The organism is Jannaschia faecimaris (genome assembly GCF_900107415.1).
Classification (GTDB): Bacteria; Pseudomonadota; Alphaproteobacteria; order Rhodobacterales; family Rhodobacteraceae; genus Jannaschia; species Jannaschia faecimaris.
On sequence record NZ_FNPX01000001.1, the window covers coordinates 31,262 to 49,477 of the forward strand.

Genomic DNA, 18,216 nt, shown 5'->3' on the forward strand with positions numbered 1-18,216 from the left:
CGGGCACATACAGAATGCTGCAAATGCAAAGCAATGTGCGGTTCGGGGTGCACAACCGACTCGCCAGTTCATATATTGAACCTAAACCCACAACGGGATGAGCAGATATGGCCAGGCCTCCAAGAAAGCCCCTGACCGCCGACAAGCGGCGGGCGGCTAAACCAGCCGTGAAGCCTGCGGCCCGCAAGCGGCGGGCCAAGCCGGCGGTGCGCAAGAAGCGCGGTCTGCTCGGCTGGGTTCTCTGGCCGTTCAAGCTGCTTTTGCGGGTAGTCTGGGCGCTCAGCTGGCGAGGGGCGGCGATCGTCGCGATTCTTCTGGGGGCGGCGACTGCGTATAATTATGCCGGATTGCCCGACATGGCGACGCTGGCGGACGGGCGCGCGCGCGGGTCTGTCACCCTGCAGGACCGCGACGGTCAGACCTTCGCGTGGCGGGGCGACAATTTCGGCGGGCTGATCACGCTGGACGGGGTATCACCTCACCTGGCGAACGCTGTCGTCGCATCCGAAGACAAGCGCTATTACCGCCATTTTGGAGTTAGCCCGCGTGGCATCGTGGGCGCAATGCGTACGAACATCCAGGCGGGGCGCGGGCCGTTTTCCGGCGGCGGCGGTTCCACGATCACGCAACAGGTGGCAAAGCTTCTGTGTCTTGGTCAGGACTGGGATCCAACCCTCGGCATGACCGAAACGGAGTTTGAAAACGACTGCCGCGCCGGATCGGTCTGGCGCAAGATCAAGGAAATCCCCTATGCGATGGCGCTGGAAGCCAAGTTCACCAAGGATGAAATCCTCGCGATCTATCTCAACCGTGCTTACCTGGGTGCCGGCGCGCGGGGTTTTGCCGCCGCAAGTCAGCGTTATTTCGGCAAGTCGGTCGCGCGCCTGAACGCGCAGGAGGGCGCGATGCTGTCCGGCCTTCTTCCGGCCCCAAGCTACTACGCCCCGACCAACAACCTTGAACGCGCGCAGGACCGTGCCGCCACCGTTCTGCGCCTGATGCGGGATCAGGGTTACCTGAGCACCGCCGAGTTCACGCAGGCCATAGAAAACCCCGCAACCCTGTCCCCCGCCGCGCGGCAGGACACCGGCGGGTACTTTGCCGATTGGGTCATGTCGGATGGCCCCGCCTTCCTGACCGGGGACACGACCGAGGACGTATTGGTGCGCACAACGCTGGACCAGCGCATCCAGAAAGCGGCCGAGGAGGCCTTGGCCGAAGTTTTTGAAACCAAGGTGAAGGAAGGCTCAGAAGCGCAGGCAGCTATCGTCGTGATGAGTGCGGACGGCGCAGTGCGCGCTATGGTCGGCGGTCGAGACACGCGCGGCGGTGGGCAATTCAACCGCGCCGTGCAGGCCGAGCGTCAGACCGGGTCCAGCTTCAAACCATTCGTCTATGCCGCCGCGCTCGACCTTGGGAGGCGATTCGACGACACCATTCTGGACGCACCGCTGACGATCAACATTCCCGGCTCCGGCCCTTGGTCGCCCGAAAACTATTCGCGCGACTATTCGGGCGACGTGACGCTGACGCAGTCGCTGGCTCGTTCGCTCAATACCTCGACCGTGCGGTTGTCGGAACAGGTGGGCCGCGACATCGTGCGCAAGGTGGCTACCGAGTTCGGCATAGACAGCGACCTTGCCGACGGACCCGCGCTCGCCCTTGGGGTGAGCGAATCCACTCTTCTGGAAATGACCGGGGCCTATGCGGGCATCTTGAACGGTGGAACGTCGGTCACGGCCTATGGGCTGAACTCCCTGTCGTTGCGCGGCGATCAGGCTCCGCTTCTGGACCACGAAAGCGGGCTGGGCGAACGCGTGATCCAGACCGAGGCCGCACGGCAACTGGTCTACATGATGTACCGCGGGGTCGAGGCCGGAACCGGTCAGCGCGCCAAGCTGCCGGACGGGCGGCCCGCCGCAGGCAAGACCGGCACGACGCAGGGCGCGCGCGACGCCTGGTTCATCGGCTTTACAGGCGATTATGTGGCGGGCGTCTGGATGGGCAACGACGACAACTCCCCGTTGACGGGGGTGACCGGCGGTGGCCTTCCGGCCGAAATCTGGCGCGAGACGATGGTGCGCGTGCACGATGGCCTGCCGATCAAGCCCTTGCCGATGATCGATGCGGGTCGCGAGGCCCGCCCCGCGCCGCAACCCCTGCCCCCGGCGAACGCCCCGCAGCGCCAACAACGGCAACCGGACCTGGCCGAGCGTATCCTTCTGGACGTCCTTGGTGGGATTTTTGGCCGAAATTAGCGCACCCAGCCAAGGTCTCTCGACTATCCCGCCAGATTGTCGTGTTACCCAACCCGTGCACCCCCGGAGCGCCCTTGTCTTGAACCTATCGGAATTCTGAAATGAGACCTTCTCGACATACAATGCGTCCCCGCGGTGCGGATGAAGTCAGCGCCGTCAGGGCCAAGTCGAACAACCTTATTGTCATGGCCTTCGTGTTCTCGATGGTCGTGAACGCCCTGATGCTGACTGGTCCGATCTACATGCTGCAGGTGTATGACCGGGTGCTTGGCTCGCGATCGGAGGAGACACTGATCGCGCTCTCCGTTCTACTGGTATTTCTGTTCCTTATGATGGGCATCCTCGACTACGTCCGTGGTCGGGTCATGGCCCGCGTCGGCGCGCGATTCCAGTCGGCGCTGGACGGTCGAGTGTTCACAGCCCACCTACGTCGGGCGGCCACGACGCCCGGCGGTGCGGGTGCCCGTACGCCCTTGCGCGACCTGGAAGCGGTGCAGCGGCTGCTATCCTCGCCGGTCTTCCTTGCCCTGCTCGACGTTCCCTGGACGCCCCTTTTCATTGCCGCCATTTTCATCCTGCATCCCTATCTGGGGTATCTTGCCGTGGGCGGCGGTCTGGTCCTGATCGGACTGGCGACGATCAACCAGATTGCCACCCGTGGTCCCATGGCAGCAGCTAATCAGGCCACAGGCCGGTCCGAGCTTACGGCCCAACAGCTAGTCTCCGAGGCGGAACTGGTGCAGGCGCTGGGCATGCGCGGTGCGGCGTTTGCCCGCTGGATGCAGGCGCGCAGCATCTCTCTGGCGCAAGCTGTCTCGTTCTCGGACAAATCGGGGTTATTCACCGTCACGACCAAGACCCTCCGCCTGTTTCTGCAATCGGCAATGCTGGGCCTGGGCGCGTACCTCGTTCTTCAGAACGAGATGACGGCCGGCGCAATGATCGCCGGGTCTATCCTGATGGGCCGGGCCTTGGCCCCGATGGAGCTGATGATCGGTCAATGGCAGATGGTCGATGCCGCTCGGAAGGGTCGCGCTTCGGTAATCGACCTGTTGGACCGGGTGCCACCCGATGTGCCGCACACACCCCTGCCGCGCCCGCGTGCAATGCTGGTCGCCGAGAACGTGACGATCGTCCCGCCGGGCGCGACGCAGGCCTCCCTGCGGGCCGTGTCGTTCACGCTCAAGCCAGGACAGGCGATGGGCGTGATCGGCCCGTCGGGGGCGGGCAAGACCTCGCTCGCCAAGGCAGTGACCGGGGCATGGACCCCCGCAGGCGGCAAGATGCGCCTCGATAGCGCGACACTGGACCAATACGATCCGGACGTTCTGGGTGGGTATATCGGCTACCTGCCGCAGACGGTCTCCCTGTTCGACGGGACGATCGCCGACAATATCGCCCGGCTTCAGATCGACCCGGATCCCGCCAAGATCGTCGAGGCGGCCAAAAAGGCGGCAGCACACGAAATGATCCTGCAACAACCCGACGGCTACGACACTGTGGTCTCGGCGGTCGGGGGGCGCCTTTCGGGCGGCCAGATTCAGCGGATCGGCCTGGCGCGCGCCATGTTCGGCGACCCGACCATCCTGATCCTGGACGAGCCCAACTCGAACCTCGACAACGAGGGTACGATGGCGCTGAACCGAGCGATCAGGGGCATGAAGGGCTCGGGCCGCGCGGTGATCATCATCGCCCACCGCCCCGCCGCGATCCAGGAATGCGACGTGCTCCTGATGCTCCGCGACGGGATGCGCTCGGCCTTCGGCCCGCGCGAGGAGGTCCTGCAGAAGATGGTCAAGAACTACGCGGATCTGTCAGGCACAGCCTCCGATCAGCCCGGAGGTGTCCTATGACAAAACTTCCAAAGAGCCCCGAACCAACGACCCTCGAAATGGGGCCGCCACCACCCAAAATGCCGGAGGTTCCCAAATGGTCGGCGTTCCGCCCCCTCCTGATCGGCGTTCTGAGCCTTCTCCTGCTGTTCGGGGGCTTTGGCACATGGGCGGTGATGGCCAACATCTCCGGCGCGATTATCTCGTCGGGCCGTGTGGCCGTCGATAGAAACCGTCAGGTCGTTCAGCACCCGGACGGCGGTGTCGTCGCCGAGATCCTCGTGCGCGAAGGCGACCGGGTCAAAGCGGGCGATACATTGATTCGGCTGGATCCGGTGGAATTGCGCTCCAACGTCGATATCCTGCGCGACCAGCTGCTGGAAATCGCCGCCCGTAGCGTTCGCTTGACGGCCGAACGCGACGAGAAAGATGCGCTCGAGTTCCCTGCCGAACTGCTGACCGAAGCAGAGCGTCTGCCCACGGTGGCCGAAATGGTCCAGGGCCAGGTCAACCTCTTTGATGCGCGGGTTGAAACCCGTGAACGAGAGGCCGAGCAACTCGCCCGCAGGAAGGACCAGATCTCCTCGCAAGTCGACGGCATCGAGGCACAGTCCGAGGCACTGAACCTTCAATTGGGGTTCATCCGCGAAGAACTCGACGCCCAGAGGAGCCTGCTGGCGCGCGGCCTTGCGCAGGCTCCGCGCGTCCTTGCGCTGCAACGGGAAGAAGCGGCGCTTTTGGGCCAGGTCGGTGAATTCACCGCCTCGGTCGCCGAACTGGAAGGCCGCGCGACCGAGATCGACCTGGAAATCCTCAAGCTCGGGGCCGATGCCCGGGAAAGCGCCATTACCGAACTGCGCGACCTGTCCTACAGACAAATTGAACTGGCGGAACAATATCGCGCGCTGAACGGTCGCATGGAGCGGCTTGATATCACCGCGCCCGTGGCGGGCGTGGTGTACGACCTTCAGGTCTTCGCCGAACGCAGCGTGATCCGTCCGGCCGACCCGGTGCTGTATATCGTGCCTCAGGATCGTCCGCTGGTGATCCAGACGCAGGTCGATCCGATCCACATCGATCAGGTCTATCCCGGCCAGCCGGTGACCCTGCGCATGTCGGCCTTCGACGCGCGCAACACGCCCGAGCTGTTCGGTCAGATCGTCCGCGTCTCGCCGGATGCTTTCACCGATCAGGCCACCGGACTGACGTACTACCAGGCCGAGATTCTGCCGAACGAGGGCGAGGTGGAGCGCCTGGAAGGTCAGCCGCTCCTGCCGGGAATGCCAGTGGAAGCCTTTCTGCGGACCGACGACCGTTCACCGTTGTCCTATCTGCTGAGACCGATGGCCGACTACTTCAACCGCGCCTTCCGCGACGGCTGACCCGAGGTGCGCACCAGTGCGGGTCGGAGTAGTCGTCTGGAACACCGAGCAGGCAACGCCACCGGTTCCCATCCCGCGCATCGCATGTCAGATATCATAGGATTAAAACTCCGGAGAACTGCTACCATGTCCATCACCGCTCGCCTTGCCGACCTCGGCGTCACCTTGCCTGACGCGCCCGCGCCGGCTGCGAACTATGTGCCCGCCGTCCGGTCTGGTGACTTGCTGTTCGTCTCCGGCCAGATTTCGAGCGGTCCGGACGGCATGATCATCGGGCGCTTGGGCGATGGCATGTCGATCAAGGACGGAGCCGCCGCTGCCCGCGCCTGCGCGATCAGTCTGCTGGCCCAGGTCAAGGCAGCGACCGGAGACATCGAGAGCCTGGACCAGGTCGTCAAGCTGACCGGGTTCGTGAACTGTACCCCCGACTTCACAGATCAGCCCAAAGTGATCAACGGGGCATCCGATTTCCTGGTCGAGGCATTGGGCGACAAGGGCAAACATTCGCGGTCCGCCGTCGGGGCGGCCCTGCCATTCGGCGTGGCCGTCGAAATCGAAGGGATCTTCCGCGTTAAATGACCGGTCCAGCTTTGCCCGCCGCCTTCCTGAAAGGCCACATCGCACACCGCGGCTTGCATTCCGAAGGCGTACCCGAAAACTCCATGGCGGCCTATCGTGCCGCCGTGGAGCTCGGCGTCGCCATCGAGCTGGATATCCAGCCCTCGTCCGACGGCGTCGCGATGGCGTTCCACGACTATGATCTCCACCGGCTGACAGCTGCCGCCGGTCCCGTGGATGCGCAGAAGGCCGAAGCTCTGGCGAACATCCCGCTTGCGGGCAGCGACGAAGGCATACCGCGCTTCGCGGACGTACTGGCCATGGTTGCCGGACGCGTCCCCCTCCTGATCGAGATCAAGGATCGCGATGGCGATATGGGTCCCGATGTGGGCCCGCTGGAAGACGCTGTGATCGCAGACCTGGCCGGATATGAAGGCGATGCAGCCGTGATGTCGTTCAACCCCTATTCCGTCGCCTGCTTCCGGGACCGCGCGCCGCACCTGCCGCGAGGTCTGGTCACATCCGCCTTCGACGCGCGGAATTGGCCCGAACTCTCCCATGCGACACGCGATCGCCTGCGCGACATCCCGGACTACGAACCACTTGGGTGCAGCTTCATCAGCCACCAGGCCAATGCGCTCCAGATGCCGCGCGTGGCCGATCTGAAGTCAGAGGGCGCGCGCATCCTTTGCTGGACCATCCGCAGCAAGGCTGAGGAAGGACAGGCCCGCAAAATCGCCGACGCAGTGACCTTCGAAGGCTACTTGCCCTGACGATCCAACACCCCACTTGTCACGCATGAGCGAAACCGAAATCGAACTTCACGTCCTGTCCAGCCTGTTGGACATCGACGCCGAGGCTTGGGATGCCTGCGCCTGCCCGGAGGCATCCGACGGCGGCCCGCCGAACGATCCGTTCACCACGCATCGCTTCCTTCTGGCGCTGGAACGCTCGGGCAGCGTCGGGGCCGGGTCGGGGTGGCATCCGCAATACCTGACCGCGCGCAAGAACGGCGAGGTGATCGCCTGCGCCCCCCTCTACGCCAAGGGTCACAGTCAGGGCGAATATATCTTCGACCACAACTGGGCCCATGCCTATGAGCGGGCGGGCGGCGATTATTACCCCAAGCTGCAGCTTGCGGTCCCGTTTACGCCGGCGACAGGACGCCGTTTCCTGCTGCGACCGGGGTTCGAGGAATTGGGGGCCCAGGCGCTCGTACAGGGGGCGGTGCAACTGACCGAACAGAACGACCTTTCGTCGATGCACATCACATTCTGCACCGAGGACGAGCGTGCCGCGGGTGCGGCGCTTGGACTGATGGAACGCTCCAGCCAACAATACCATTGGTTCAACCGCGGCTACGCCACTTTTCACGATTTCCTCGGGGATCTCAGCTCGCGCAAGCGCAAGACCATACGTAAGGAACGGAAGATCGCCCAAGGCTTCGGCGGCACGATCAACGCCTACAGCGGCGATGACCTTCGGTCCGAGCACTGGGATGCGTTCTGGCGCTTCTACCAGGATACCGGCGCGCGCAAATGGGGAACCCCATACCTGACACGCGGCTTCTTCGACCAGGTGCAGGAGACGATGCGCGACGACGTTCTTCTGGTCTTGGCCGAGCGGGATGGCGTGCCGGTGGCGGGTGCCCTGAACTTCATCGGTCGCGATGTGCTCTATGGTCGATACTGGGGCTCCAGCGAACATCACCCGATGCTTCACTTCGAGCTGTGCTATTATCAGGCAATTGATCATGCCATCGCACGTGGCCAGAGTCGCGTCGAGGCGGGCGCGCAGGGCGATCACAAGCTGGCACGCGGCTACCTGCCCGTGACCTGCCACAGTTTGCACTATATCCCCAACGAAGGCTTCCGACGCGCGGTCGACCAATTTCTTCAGGCCGAAGCGCGCGCGGTCGAGGAAGACATTGAAGTCTTGACGGCCTATGGGCCGTTCAAGCGCTCTGAAGTGGAGGAACAGGAATGACCGATCTCACCCCGCCCGACGGATGGACACCTGATGACGGTAGCATAAACCGCAGCTTCAAGTTCAAGAACTTTTCCGAAGCTTGGGGCTTCATGTCCCGCGTGGCGCTTGCCGCCGAGACGGCCGGCCATCACCCGGAATGGAGTAATGTCTGGAACCGGGTGGATATCCGGCTCACGACACACGATGCGGACGGCCTGACGGACAAGGACATCGACCTTGCCCGAAAGATCAACGACCTGATCTGAAGGACGACGCGCGATGAACGAACTCCTCTCGACCGAAATCTACGCCGGACGGACTTTGGGCGATTTCATATCGCTCGAATTCCTGGTGTCGATCTTCGGCAACATCCTGTCGGCCATCGTCGTCCTTGTGGTGGGCTTCATCATCGCGGGCTGGGTCGCGCGGCGCATCCGGGGGCTGGCGGACAAGCACAAGCGTCTGGACGACACGCTGTTCGATTTCCTGTCGAACATCGTTCGCTATGTGATCATCGGCCTGTCGTTCCTGATCGTGCTGAACACCTTCGGCATCCAGACGACATCCCTGGTCGCCGTGATCGGTGCCGCTGGTCTGGCCGTGGGCCTGGCGCTCCAGGGCACGTTGTCGAACGTGGCCGCGGGCGTGATGTTGATCTTCTTTCGCCCGATCAAAATCGGCGATTTCGTTCAAATCAACGCCGAAATGGGCACCGTGAAGGCGATCAACCTGAACTTTACCGAACTCGCCAGCGTCGGAAACGTGCAGATCATCATCCCCAACTCCGAAGTCTGGGGCAACACGATCACCAATTACTCCGCCTATGACACGCGTCAGGCCGAATGGACCTTCGGCGTGGGATATTCCGCCGATCTGGACCTGACGGAGCAGGTCATCCGCGAGACGATAACTTCTGATCCGCGGTTCCTGGCCGAGCCTGGACCGACCATCAAGGTCACCGCGTTGGGTGCCAGCAGCGTCGATTTCCTGGTGCGCGCCTGGGTGCCGCGGACCGAATTCTTCGGCTATTGGAAAGACATGAACCGGGAGGTGAAACTGGCGCTGGACCGCGCCGGAATCGATATCCCATTCCCCAACCGTACGGTGCATATCGTTAAGGACGACTGACCGGGCGTTCGCCTGCGGACGCTTGGCCACCCGCTCCGCTGGCGTCATGTGTCCGCGCGCGCAACCATCCCGAACAGATCGCGCGGATCATCTGGATCGGCCAGCATGTCCAGGTCCAGATAAAACCCCGTCCGCAACGCCGCCTCGTGCACGTGGCACAGTGCGCTGAAATCCTCGGTCGCAAAGCCGACGCTGTCGAACAGCGTGATCTGGCTGGTCGACGTGCGCCCCTCGGCCTTGCCCGCGATCACGCGCCACAGCTCGGTGACGGGATGGTCGGCGTCCAGTTGCTGAATCTCGCCCTCCACACGGGTCTGCGGCGGGAATTCCACGAAGATGTCCGACCGCAACAGGATGTCACGGTGCAACTCCGTCTTGCCCGGACAGTCCCCGCCGATGGCGTTCAGGTGCACCCCGGTACCAACCATATTGTCAGTCAATATGGTCGCCTGCTTCTTGTCCGCCGTGCACGTGGTGATGATCTGCGCGCCGGTGATGGCGTCTTCGGCCGTCTTGCAGGACACAACCCTCAGATCCGTCTCGGCCAGATTGCGGGCGGCCTTGGACGTCGCCGCCGGGTCGATGTCATAAAGCCGCACTTCCTCGATCCCAAGCACGTGGTGAAACGCCAGCGCCTGGAACTCGCATTGCGCGCCGTTGCCGATCATCGCCATGACCTTCGCATCCTTCGGGGCCAGATGCCGCGCGGCCACGACCGACGCCGCTGCCGTCCGCAGCGCCGTCAGGACCGTCATTTCAGACAGAAGGATAGGATAGCCGTTGTCGACCCGCGCCAGCACACCAAAGGCCGTAACGGTCTGAAACCCACGCCCCATGTTGGCCGGATGCCCATTCACGTATTTGAATCCGTAGCGTTCGCCGTCCGAGGTCGGCATCAACTCGATCACGCCCTCTTCGGAATGGGCGGCAACACGCGGCGTCTTGTCAAACTGCTCCCAGCGCAGAAAGTCCGCTTCGATCCGGTCGGCGATGGCGGCAATCGTCTCGGCCACGCCGTCGCCGTTCACGATGCGCATCATGTCGTGCACCGAAACGAAGGGCACCATCGCCATGCGGGAAGGGTTCAGGTCGGTCATGTCCAGCGGCTCCGTGTCGGGCGATCCAGCACGGCCTTGCCGAACAGCGAGGCGACGAAATCCACCATCAGGCGGGCCGTCTTGCCGCGATCGTCCATGAATGGGTTGAGTTCGGCGATATCAAGCGATGTCACGAGGTCCGAGTCGTGCAGGTATTCCATAACCAGATGCGCCTCGCGAAAGGTCGCGCCACCGGGCACCGTGGTGCCCACGGCGGGCGCGATGTCCGGCTCCAGGAAGTCTACGTCGAAACTCACATGCAGGTGCCCGTTCGCCGCCTCCACCTTCTGCAGAAACGCCCGGAGGGGGGCGGCGATACCGTGTTCATCAATTGCACGCATATCGGCCACCTGGATATCGGTGCGGGCAAGCGCGGCCTTCTCGGCCGGATCGACCGAACGAAGGCCGATCATGCAGATGTTCGCGGTGTCGACCTTAACGGACAGGTCCGGAAACTGCGGTGTGAAATCGGACAGGCCCGTGAAATATGCGACCGGCGTACCATGCAGGTTGCCACTGTCGGTCGTGCTGAAATCGTGGATGTCGGAATGCGCATCCAGCCACAGAACGAACAGCGGGCGGCCATCGGCCTCGGCCCGCTTCGCCATCGCGGGTACGGTGCCCGCCGCCATCAGGTGATCGCCCCCCATGAATATCGGCGTGGTCGTCTGTGCGACGTCCCCCGCCGCCTGTAATGCCCGCACCCAACCCGCACAAAGATCGAGATCCCGTATCCGGGCGTTGGCGGTGGCTGGCACAGTCACGGCATCGGGCGCGACATCACCCGCGTCAACGACCTCGTTACCAAGCTCCGCCAAGGCCGCTTCCAGCCCCGCCGTGCGCAACGCATCGGGGCCCATAAGGCAGCCGCGCCTCCAAGCACCGGTCTGCACCGGGGCTCCGATAAGGGTGATATGCTTGGTCATGAAATTCTCCGAACTTTCGTGTCCCTAAAAGACCATTTCGGCCCAACGACAAAAAGTGCAATAAGTGATCAAATCGGTCACTCAATGAAACAATTTGATCAAGGGATTTGTGCATTTTGGACGATACCGACCGTCGCCTTCTTGCCCTGCTCGCCAGGGACGGGCGTGCCAGCGTCTCCGCGATGGCGGCCACGCTCGGCGTGACGCGGGCCACCGTGCGTGCGCGGATAGACCGTCTGACCGAAGCGGGCGAGATCCTGGGCTATCGCGCCGTGCTCAAGGGCGATCTTGCTGACCGCCCCGTCCGCGGCATCATCGCAATCGAGATCGAGGGGACCGGCACCGCCCGTGTATCCCGCACTTTGGTCGCCATGCCGGAGGTGGAAGCCGTGCATTCCACCCATGGCCGATGGGACCTGATCGCCGAGCTGGGCGCGGACACACTTGAAACGCTCGACGTCACACTCAACCGCATCCGCTTGATCGACGGCGTGTCCCGGTCAGAGACGAACCTCTACCTGTCGACCCGACGGGGCTAGGGCGGCGCGTTCCTCTTGCCGGAAATATCCCGCAGGGGGTCTGGGGGACGCGACGCCCCCCAGCCTGTGCAGCCTTACAATTCGGCCAGCAACGACTCACCGGCCGAAGTTTCACAAACGCCCGGACTCTCCTCGACGTGGAGCGCCGTGACCGTCCCGTTCTCTACCAGCATGGCATAGCGCTTGGAGCGTCCGATCAGGCCAGCCGGCGGCGCGTTGAAATCCATACCGATGGCCTTGGTGAACGACCCATCCGCATCGGCCAGCATGTGCAGGCCCGCCTCGGTGGCCCCCGTCGCCTCGCCCCAGGCCTTCATCACGAAGGGGTCGTTGACCGAAACACAGACGATGGTCTCAACGCCCTTGGCGGCAAAGCCGTCCTTGGTGCGGATGAAGCTGGGCACGTGAGCCGAGGAACAGGTAGGCGTGTACGCCCCCGGTACCGCGAAGATGGCAATCGTCTTGCCTGCCCCGATCTCCGAGAGGGAGACCGCCTCAGGCCCCTCGGCCCCCAGACGGATCAGCTGCGCATCGGGAAGGGTGTCACCGGTCGAAATTGCCATGTCGCGGTCCTCGCATTTGAAGTTGTACACGTGGGGATATAGCTGTCCGGCACAGGTGCGACCAGTGAGGACCGAAATGAAACATATCGCCGTCATCGGTGCGGGGCAGGCCGGGGCCACTTTGGTAGAAACGCTGCGAAAAAGCGGCTTTGCCGGGCGGCTGACCCTTTGGGGCGCGGAAGACGCCCTGCCCTATCAGCGCCCGCCTCTGTCCAAGGCCTATCTTCTGGGCGAGATGACGCGGGACCGTCTACATCTGCGCCCACAGAGCTTCTACGACGACCATGATGTGGAGTTGCACCTCGGCACCCGCATCGCGGAACTCGATACGGAAGCCAAAACCCTCAACCATGCAGGCGGCACCGAGACTTTCGACGCCGCGATCCTCGCCACGGGGTCGACACCGCACACCCTTCCAGACCGCTGCACCGGCGGCCTGCCCGGCACCCACGTGATCCGAACACTGGCCGATATCGACCGACTGCGACCCCAGATGATTCCGGGCAAACGGATGCTGGTCGTCGGCGGTGGCTACATCGGGTTGGAGGCGGCTGCGGTCGCGCGCAAGATCGGGTTGGACGTGACGCTGGTCGAGTTGAACACCCGCATTCTGGGCCGCGTCGCCTGCGCCCCCACGGCGGACTGGTTTCGACACCTGCACCGCGAACACGGCGTCGATATCCGCGAAGGTGTGGGCCTCGACACGCTGCTGGGCGAGGACCGGATCGAGGTCGCACGCCTGACCGACGGCACCGAAATTCCGGCCGATATCGTCATTGCGGGGATCGGGGCCTATCCCGAAACCTCGCTGGCCAATGCCGCTGGTCTGACCCTCGACAACGGCATTGCCGTAGATGCCCAAGGCCGCACCTCGGCCCCCTGCATATGGGCGGCAGGCGACTGCTGTTCTTTCCCCGTCGGTGATCTTCGTATCCGGCTGGAATCCGTGCCCAACGCCATCGACATGGCCGAGGTCGTGGCGCGAAATCTGTTGGGGGCCGGGGAAGACTACCACCCCAAGCCCTGGTTCTGGTCCGACCAATACGACGTGAAGCTTCAGATCGCGGGCCTGAACACGGGCTTCGACAACATCGTGGTGCGCGACGGCGACGGGCGCTCGCACTGGTATTTTCAGGGCGACACCCTGCTGGCGGTGGATGCGATGAACGCCCCCCGCGACTACATGGTGGGCAAACGACTGATCGAGGCGGGCCGTTCCCCCGACAGGACCGCCGTTGCCGACCCGGATGTTCCGATCAAGAGCCTGATGTGAGGATCGTCGGCGGCGCGTGGCGCGGGCGAAGGCTTGCATCGGTGGGCAAGGGCGACACCGCCGCCCACCTGCGACCCACGACCGACCGCGTACGCGAAAGCATCTTCAACCTGCTGGTCAATGGCGGCCATGCCGATGCCCTCGACGGCACGCGCGTGCTTGATGTCTTTGCAGGGACCGGTGCGCTCGGGCTGGAGGCGCTCAGCCGGGGCGCAGCCACGGCCACCTTCATCGAACAGGGCCGTAAGTCGCTTTCCATCCTGCGCGAAAACATCGACCTGCTGGGGGCCGACGCCCGTGTCCATGCCCGCGATGCCCGCCGCCCAGGCCCCGGCACGCCGCACGATCTCATCTTCTTGGATCCGCCCTATGGCCAAAGTCTGGGTGAAAAGGCCATAGCTGCCCTGCGTGATCAAGGCTGGATCGCCCCCGAGGCCCTTATCGTCTGGGAGGAGGCCGCGCCGCCAATCCTCACCGGGTTGCGCCACATCGACCAACGCAAATACGGTGACACCACCGTCACCTTGGCGAAAATGGAATAGGAGCGGCAGGTCAAAACTCGCCGCCCCCTTCTCGGCTTTTAAAATATTCCGGGGAGCGCGGGGGGCTGGCCCCTCGCCCGAGGATCACTCGCTCGCCATCGCCGCCCGCGCATCCGCGACCAACCCGGCCCCATCCAGCCCCTTGGCCGTCATCTCGACGATCCACTCGGCGGTCACCTCGGCCCCCAATGCCTCGATCTCGGCGGTCACTTCGGGCGACAGCGTGGTGATGGCGTTGTCGGTCGTCTCCGCGATCAGGATCTCTGCCTCCCGGTCACCGGTGTCATGTGCGCGCCCCGCCCACTCCGACGCCATCATCCCGGAGTTCGCGTCGATCACGGCCCTCAGGTCCTCCGGCAGTCCTGCGTAGACATCCCTGTTCATCGCCCAGAGGAAATAGAGGTTATAGAGCGACTGCTCCCCGGCGACGTCGGTGTGACTGTCGGTCAGTTCCTCCAGCTTGAGCGGCGGAGCCTGCTCCCACGGGATCACACCGCCCTGGATCACACCCTTGGACAGGGCCTCGGGGAAGGCCGGCACGGGCATGCCGACCGGGTTCGCACCCAGCTTGTCCAGCAGAAGGGTCGCTGGCCGCGACGGGCCGCGCAGTGTCAGGCCTTCAAAATCGGCGAGCGTCTCGATCGGCGCACCCTTCTTGTGGATAATGCCCCGCCCGTGCAGGTGCGCGGCAATAACGTGGACGGCCTCGAAATCGTCCAGCAGATGCTCTTCGGTATAGATCCACGCCCCGTGCGACGACGCTTCGGCCGATTTCGGCGTCATGAAAGGCAACTCCAGCGCCTCGATCTTGGGGAAGCGACCGGGCTGGTAACCGGGGATGACCCAACCGCCGTCGATCGCACCATCGGCAATCAAGTCGTATTGGTTCACCGGGGAGCCACCGAGCTGCATGAAGGGATACAGCTCCACCTTGATGCGACCGCCGGACTGCTCCTCGATGGCGTCGGCCCAGGGCTGCATGAAATACTTCGGATTGGCGGAGTTCGGGTTCACGAAGTGCTGAAAGCGCAACGTGACTTCCTGCGCCCAAGCAGGCGCGACAGCCGCGCCGGACAGCGCCAGGGCAAAGGTAAGAGTACGAAGGATGGACATGCTGAGTCCCCCAAATGTTGCGTCAGGAACCGCTGCTTACCACCACCCAATCCCTCTGCCAAGCAAGCAATTGCGAATCGTTCTCAAAAATGACATCGCATCTTCGGGCGCTCGCCCCCTTGTTTCCCAAGCGACGCTATGGGAGTCGATACGCGACCCAACCAGCCGAGCCGCCCATGCCAGACGCGCAGGACCTGCTGTCCTCGATCTTCGGATTCGACGCCTTCCGCCCCGGCCAGGCCGAGATCGTGGATGCTGTCGTGTCCGGTCGGGATGTCCTGGCCATCATGCCGACGGGCGGCGGCAAGTCGCTGTGCTTCCAGTTGCCCGCGCTGGTGCGCGATGGGCTGACGGTCGTCATCTCCCCGCTGATCGCGCTGATGCGCGACCAGGTGCGCGCGCTTCAGGAGGCAGGGGTTTGCGCCGGGGCCCTGACCTCCGGCAACACCGAGGAGGAGACCGAGGCCGTCTGGCAGGCAATCGAGGACGACCGCCTCAAACTGCTCTACATCGCGCCCGAACGGCTGGCCTCGGGCGGCACGGAACGGATGCTGCGGCAGGCCAACTGCACCATGATCGCCGTGGACGAAGCCCATTGCGTGAGCCAGTGGGGCCACGACTTCCGCCCCGACTACCTGCGCATCGGCGAGTTGAGGCGCACGCTGGACGTGCCGCTCGCCGCGTTCACCGCCACCGCCGACGCGGAAACCCGCGCCGAGATCGCCACCCGCCTGTTCGCCGGCCAACCGGAGGTCTTCCTCCACGGGTTCGACCGGCCCAACATCACACTGTCGTTTCAGACCAAGGATGGCCCCCGCCGCCAGGTTCTTTCGTTCGCCGCCGCGCGCAAGGGACAGTCGGGCATCGTCTACTGCGGCACGCGGGCCAAGACCGAGAGCCTGTCGCGCGCCCTGTCCGAAGATGGGCACAGCGCATGCTTCTATCATGGCGGTATGGACCCGGACGAACGCCGCCACGTCGAGCGCCGCTTTCAGCAGGAAGACGGGCTGATCGTCGTGGCCACCGTCGCGTTCGGCATGGGCATCGACAAGCCCGACATCCGCTGGGTCGCCCACGCCGACCTGCCCAAGTCCATCGAGGCCTACTACCAGGAGATCGGCCGTGCGGGCCGCGACGGGGCCGCCGCCGACACGCTCACGCTGTTCGGGGCCGACGATATTCGATACCGCCGTCAGCAGATAGATGAGGGCCTGGCCCCGCCCGAAATGCGCATCGCCGATCACGGGCGCCTTAACGCGCTTCTGGGCCTGGCCGAGGCGCAGATCTGCCGCCGCGTGACGCTGCTCGGCTACTTCGGCGAAAGCCCGCAGCCCTGCGGCAATTGCGACCTCTGCGAAAAGCCACCCGAACTGTTCGACGCGACCACCGAAGTACGCAAGGCGCTGTCGGCCATGCTGCGGACCGAGGAACGCTTCGGCATCGGTCATCTGATCGACGTGCTGACCGGGACCGAGACGGAAAAGACCCGCCGCTTCGGCCATGAAACGCTGCCCACGTGGGGCGTCGGATCGGATACGGCCAAACCCCAGTGGCAGGCGATTTTCCGGCAGATGATGGGCCTCGATCTCGTGCGGCCAGACGCCGAACGCCATGGCGCGCTGCGCATGACGGATCCGGCGCGCCCGATCCTGCGCGGCGAGGAGTCGGTGACGCTCCGCCGCGACACGATCCGGCGCGCCGAACGCCGCCCCGCTATCAAGCAATTGGTCGGAGAGGAAGACGCCCCCATGCTCTCGGCGCTCAAGGCCAAGCGGCGCGCGTTGGCCGAAGCGCAGGGCGTGCCTGCCTACGTCGTGTTCAACGACCGCACCCTGATCGAGATGGCCGAACAGCGACCTGGAACGCTGGACGCGATGGCCGGCATCACCGGCGTCGGGGCCAAGAAGCTGGAGCGCTACGGCGCGACATTCCTGTCCGTACTCACCGGGGATATGCCCGACGACGTTCACCCCGCCCGCCGCAAGCTGGCGGGGCGCAGCGAGGGCGCGATCTACGACCGCCTGCTTTCGGTTCAGAACGATCTGGCGCGCGGCGAGACGGGCACCGACAAGCAGATGACCTGTTCCTCGGCGCAACTGGCCAAAGTGGCCCGCGCCCGTCCCGACGCCGGCGACATCACCCGCATACTAGGCGACCGCCACGCCGAACGGTTCGGCGACGCTTTCCTCGAAATCCTGCGCGAGGGTTGAGGGCTCGCGCCCGCCCCCTATCTTGCGACCAAAGGAGCCGCCAATGCTGACCGTCATCTCGCCCGCTAAGAAGCTTGACTTTGACGCCGTGGACCACGCCACGACGCCGCCGCGCTTCCCCGACGATGTATCCGAACTGCTGAACGTCGTGCGTGCACTGTCGGTCGATGATCTGATGAAACTGATGTCGATCTCGGAGAACCTCGCAGTGCTGAACCGGGACCGGTTCCGCGATTGGGACGACGCCCCCGAGAAAGCGGCCGTCTTCGCCTTCGCGGGCGACACTTACACCGGGTTGGACGCCGCGACCCTGTCGGACGATGCCTTGCGTCAAGCTAAGGGCAACCTGCGGATCCTGTCGGGAATGTACGGCCTGCTGCGTCCGCTGGACGCGCTAAAACCCTACCGCCTCGAAATGGGCAGCCGCCTCGCCAATCCGCGCGGTAAGAACCTCTACGACTTCTGGGGCGACCGGATTGCGCGGGCGCTTAACGACGATGGCAAGGCGAGCGGTGCGACGCATCTCCTCAACTGCGCCAGTCAGGAATACTTCGGGGCCGTCGATCGCGACGCCTTGACCCTGCGCGTCATCACGCCCCGGTTCCTTGAGGACAAGGCGGGCGGCCCCAAGGTCGTGGGCTTCTACGCCAAGCAGGCCCGTGGCGCGATGGCACGTTACGTGATGGAAAACCGCATCACCGATCCCGCCGACCTGCGCGGGTTCACGACGGGCGGCTACGAATACCAGGCATCGCAATCCGAAGACGGCGCGCCTGTCTTCCTGCGCCCCGACCAGGCACAGAAAGCGGCGTAGAAACGGGGCCGAA

The 18,216-nt window shown here is 64.2% G+C and carries 17 protein-coding genes; 13 read left to right on the top strand and 4 right to left on the bottom strand.

Annotated features, from left to right (window positions below; translation table 11 throughout):
- Window positions 1–107: 107 nt before the first annotated feature.
- From BLV27_RS00130 to BLV27_RS00165, 8 genes are all read left to right on the top strand, one after another.
- Complete coding sequence (locus BLV27_RS00130; RefSeq protein ID WP_092640464.1) at window positions 108–2,258, top strand: transglycosylase domain-containing protein; 2,151 nt, start codon at window positions 108–110, stop codon at window positions 2,256–2,258.
- A 122-nt stretch (window positions 2,259–2,380) separates the two neighbouring features.
- A complete protein-coding gene (locus tag BLV27_RS00135; RefSeq protein ID WP_092640467.1) occupies window positions 2,381–4,111 on the top strand; it encodes a type I secretion system permease/ATPase in 1,731 nt (576 codons plus the stop codon).
- A gap of 59 nt (window positions 4,112–4,170) precedes the next feature.
- On the top strand, window positions 4,171–5,472 hold the full coding sequence (locus BLV27_RS00140; protein ID WP_092641949.1) for an HlyD family type I secretion periplasmic adaptor subunit: 1,302 nt from the start codon (window positions 4,171–4,173) through the stop codon (window positions 5,470–5,472).
- A 126-nt stretch (window positions 5,473–5,598) separates the two neighbouring features.
- The gene (locus BLV27_RS00145) at window positions 5,599–6,051 is read left to right on the top strand and encodes a RidA family protein (protein ID WP_092640471.1); all 453 of its coding nucleotides are present in this window, start codon (window positions 5,599–5,601) and stop codon (window positions 6,049–6,051) included.
- Entirely contained in the window at window positions 6,048–6,803 is a 756-nt protein-coding gene (locus BLV27_RS00150; RefSeq protein WP_092640474.1) for a glycerophosphodiester phosphodiesterase family protein, read from the top strand. The genes BLV27_RS00145 and BLV27_RS00150 overlap by 4 nt, the downstream gene beginning before the upstream one ends.
- Window positions 6,804–6,828: 25 nt before the next feature.
- Window positions 6,829–8,016 (top strand): GNAT family N-acetyltransferase, encoded by a 1,188-nt coding sequence (locus BLV27_RS00155; RefSeq protein WP_092640477.1) that lies wholly within the window; start codon window positions 6,829–6,831, stop codon window positions 8,014–8,016.
- Window positions 8,013–8,264: a 4a-hydroxytetrahydrobiopterin dehydratase gene (locus tag BLV27_RS00160; protein WP_092640480.1), complete on the top strand. Its 252-nt coding sequence runs from the start codon at window positions 8,013–8,015 to the stop codon at window positions 8,262–8,264. Before BLV27_RS00155 ends, BLV27_RS00160 begins: the two co-directional genes overlap by 4 nt.
- Window positions 8,265–8,277: 13 nt before the next feature.
- The gene (locus BLV27_RS00165) at window positions 8,278–9,126 is read left to right on the top strand and encodes a mechanosensitive ion channel family protein (protein WP_092640483.1); all 849 of its coding nucleotides are present in this window, start codon (window positions 8,278–8,280) and stop codon (window positions 9,124–9,126) included.
- Window positions 9,127–9,170: 44 nt separating this feature from the next.
- Here the strand turns inward: BLV27_RS00165 and BLV27_RS00170 are convergent, their stop codons facing one another.
- On the bottom strand, window positions 9,171–10,223 hold the full coding sequence (locus tag BLV27_RS00170; protein WP_092640486.1) for an ornithine cyclodeaminase: 1,053 nt from the start codon (window positions 10,221–10,223) through the stop codon (window positions 9,171–9,173).
- The gene (gene rocF, locus BLV27_RS00175) at window positions 10,220–11,149 is read right to left on the bottom strand and encodes an arginase (RefSeq protein ID WP_092640489.1); all 930 of its coding nucleotides are present in this window, start codon (window positions 11,147–11,149) and stop codon (window positions 10,220–10,222) included. The genes BLV27_RS00170 and rocF overlap by 4 nt, the downstream gene beginning before the upstream one ends.
- A 116-nt stretch (window positions 11,150–11,265) precedes the next feature.
- On the opposite strand from rocF, the gene BLV27_RS00180 reads away from it, so the two are divergent.
- On the top strand, window positions 11,266–11,688 hold the full coding sequence (locus BLV27_RS00180) for an Lrp/AsnC family transcriptional regulator (RefSeq protein WP_092640492.1): 423 nt from the start codon (window positions 11,266–11,268) through the stop codon (window positions 11,686–11,688).
- A 74-nt stretch (window positions 11,689–11,762) separates the two neighbouring features.
- Here BLV27_RS00180 and BLV27_RS00185 read toward each other — a convergent pair whose 3' ends face one another.
- Entirely contained in the window at window positions 11,763–12,251 is a 489-nt protein-coding gene (locus tag BLV27_RS00185) for a peroxiredoxin (protein ID WP_092640496.1), read from the bottom strand.
- Between the two features lie 76 nt (window positions 12,252–12,327).
- On the opposite strand from BLV27_RS00185, the gene BLV27_RS00190 reads away from it, so the two are divergent.
- Both BLV27_RS00190 and rsmD read left to right on the top strand, forming a co-directional pair.
- Window positions 12,328–13,524, top strand: a complete 1,197-nt coding sequence (locus tag BLV27_RS00190) for an NAD(P)/FAD-dependent oxidoreductase (protein WP_092640499.1) — start codon at window positions 12,328–12,330, stop codon at window positions 13,522–13,524.
- Entirely contained in the window at window positions 13,521–14,066 is a 546-nt protein-coding gene (gene rsmD, locus BLV27_RS00195; RefSeq protein WP_092640502.1) for a 16S rRNA (guanine(966)-N(2))-methyltransferase RsmD, read from the top strand. Before BLV27_RS00190 ends, rsmD begins: the two co-directional genes overlap by 4 nt.
- An 84-nt stretch (window positions 14,067–14,150) precedes the next feature.
- Here the strand turns inward: rsmD and BLV27_RS00200 are convergent, their stop codons facing one another.
- The gene (locus tag BLV27_RS00200; RefSeq protein WP_092640507.1) at window positions 14,151–15,179 is read right to left on the bottom strand and encodes a TRAP transporter substrate-binding protein; all 1,029 of its coding nucleotides are present in this window, start codon (window positions 15,177–15,179) and stop codon (window positions 14,151–14,153) included.
- A 176-nt stretch (window positions 15,180–15,355) separates the two neighbouring features.
- On the opposite strand from BLV27_RS00200, the gene recQ reads away from it, so the two are divergent.
- Together recQ and yaaA are read left to right on the top strand one after the other, a co-directional pair.
- Window positions 15,356–17,389 (top strand): DNA helicase RecQ, encoded by a 2,034-nt coding sequence (gene recQ / locus BLV27_RS00205; protein ID WP_092641953.1) that lies wholly within the window; start codon window positions 15,356–15,358, stop codon window positions 17,387–17,389.
- Between the two features lie 43 nt (window positions 17,390–17,432).
- A complete protein-coding gene (gene yaaA / locus BLV27_RS00210) occupies window positions 17,433–18,203 on the top strand; it encodes a peroxide stress protein YaaA (protein WP_092640510.1) in 771 nt (256 codons plus the stop codon).
- The last annotated feature ends 13 nt before the right edge of the window (window positions 18,204–18,216 follow it).

Excerpts from the sequence above, each read along its gene's own strand:
- BLV27_RS00130 (WP_092640464.1), top strand. The coding sequence starts at position 108 with ATGGCCAGGCCTCCAAGAAAGCCCCTGACCGCCGACAAGCGGCGGGCG.
- BLV27_RS00135 (WP_092640467.1), top strand. The coding sequence starts at position 2,381 with ATGCGTCCCCGCGGTGCGGATGAAGTCAGCGCCGTCAGGGCCAAGTCG.
- BLV27_RS00140 (WP_092641949.1), top strand. The coding sequence starts at position 4,171 with ATGCCGGAGGTTCCCAAATGGTCGGCGTTCCGCCCCCTCCTGATCGGC.
- BLV27_RS00145 (WP_092640471.1), top strand. The coding sequence starts at position 5,599 with ATGTCCATCACCGCTCGCCTTGCCGACCTCGGCGTCACCTTGCCTGAC.
- BLV27_RS00150 (WP_092640474.1), top strand. The coding sequence starts at position 6,048 with ATGACCGGTCCAGCTTTGCCCGCCGCCTTCCTGAAAGGCCACATCGCA.
- BLV27_RS00155 (WP_092640477.1), top strand. The coding sequence starts at position 6,829 with ATGAGCGAAACCGAAATCGAACTTCACGTCCTGTCCAGCCTGTTGGAC.
- BLV27_RS00160 (WP_092640480.1), top strand. The coding sequence starts at position 8,013 with ATGACCGATCTCACCCCGCCCGACGGATGGACACCTGATGACGGTAGC.
- BLV27_RS00165 (WP_092640483.1), top strand. The coding sequence starts at position 8,278 with ATGAACGAACTCCTCTCGACCGAAATCTACGCCGGACGGACTTTGGGC.
- BLV27_RS00170 (WP_092640486.1), bottom strand. The coding sequence starts at position 10,223 with ATGACCGACCTGAACCCTTCCCGCATGGCGATGGTGCCCTTCGTTTCG.
- rocF (WP_092640489.1), bottom strand. The coding sequence starts at position 11,149 with ATGACCAAGCATATCACCCTTATCGGAGCCCCGGTGCAGACCGGTGCT.
- BLV27_RS00185 (WP_092640496.1), bottom strand. The coding sequence starts at position 12,251 with ATGGCAATTTCGACCGGTGACACCCTTCCCGATGCGCAGCTGATCCGT.
- BLV27_RS00190 (WP_092640499.1), top strand. The coding sequence starts at position 12,328 with ATGAAACATATCGCCGTCATCGGTGCGGGGCAGGCCGGGGCCACTTTG.
- BLV27_RS00200 (WP_092640507.1), bottom strand. The coding sequence starts at position 15,179 with ATGTCCATCCTTCGTACTCTTACCTTTGCCCTGGCGCTGTCCGGCGCG.
- recQ (WP_092641953.1), top strand. The coding sequence starts at position 15,356 with ATGCCAGACGCGCAGGACCTGCTGTCCTCGATCTTCGGATTCGACGCC.
- yaaA (WP_092640510.1), top strand. The coding sequence starts at position 17,433 with ATGCTGACCGTCATCTCGCCCGCTAAGAAGCTTGACTTTGACGCCGTG.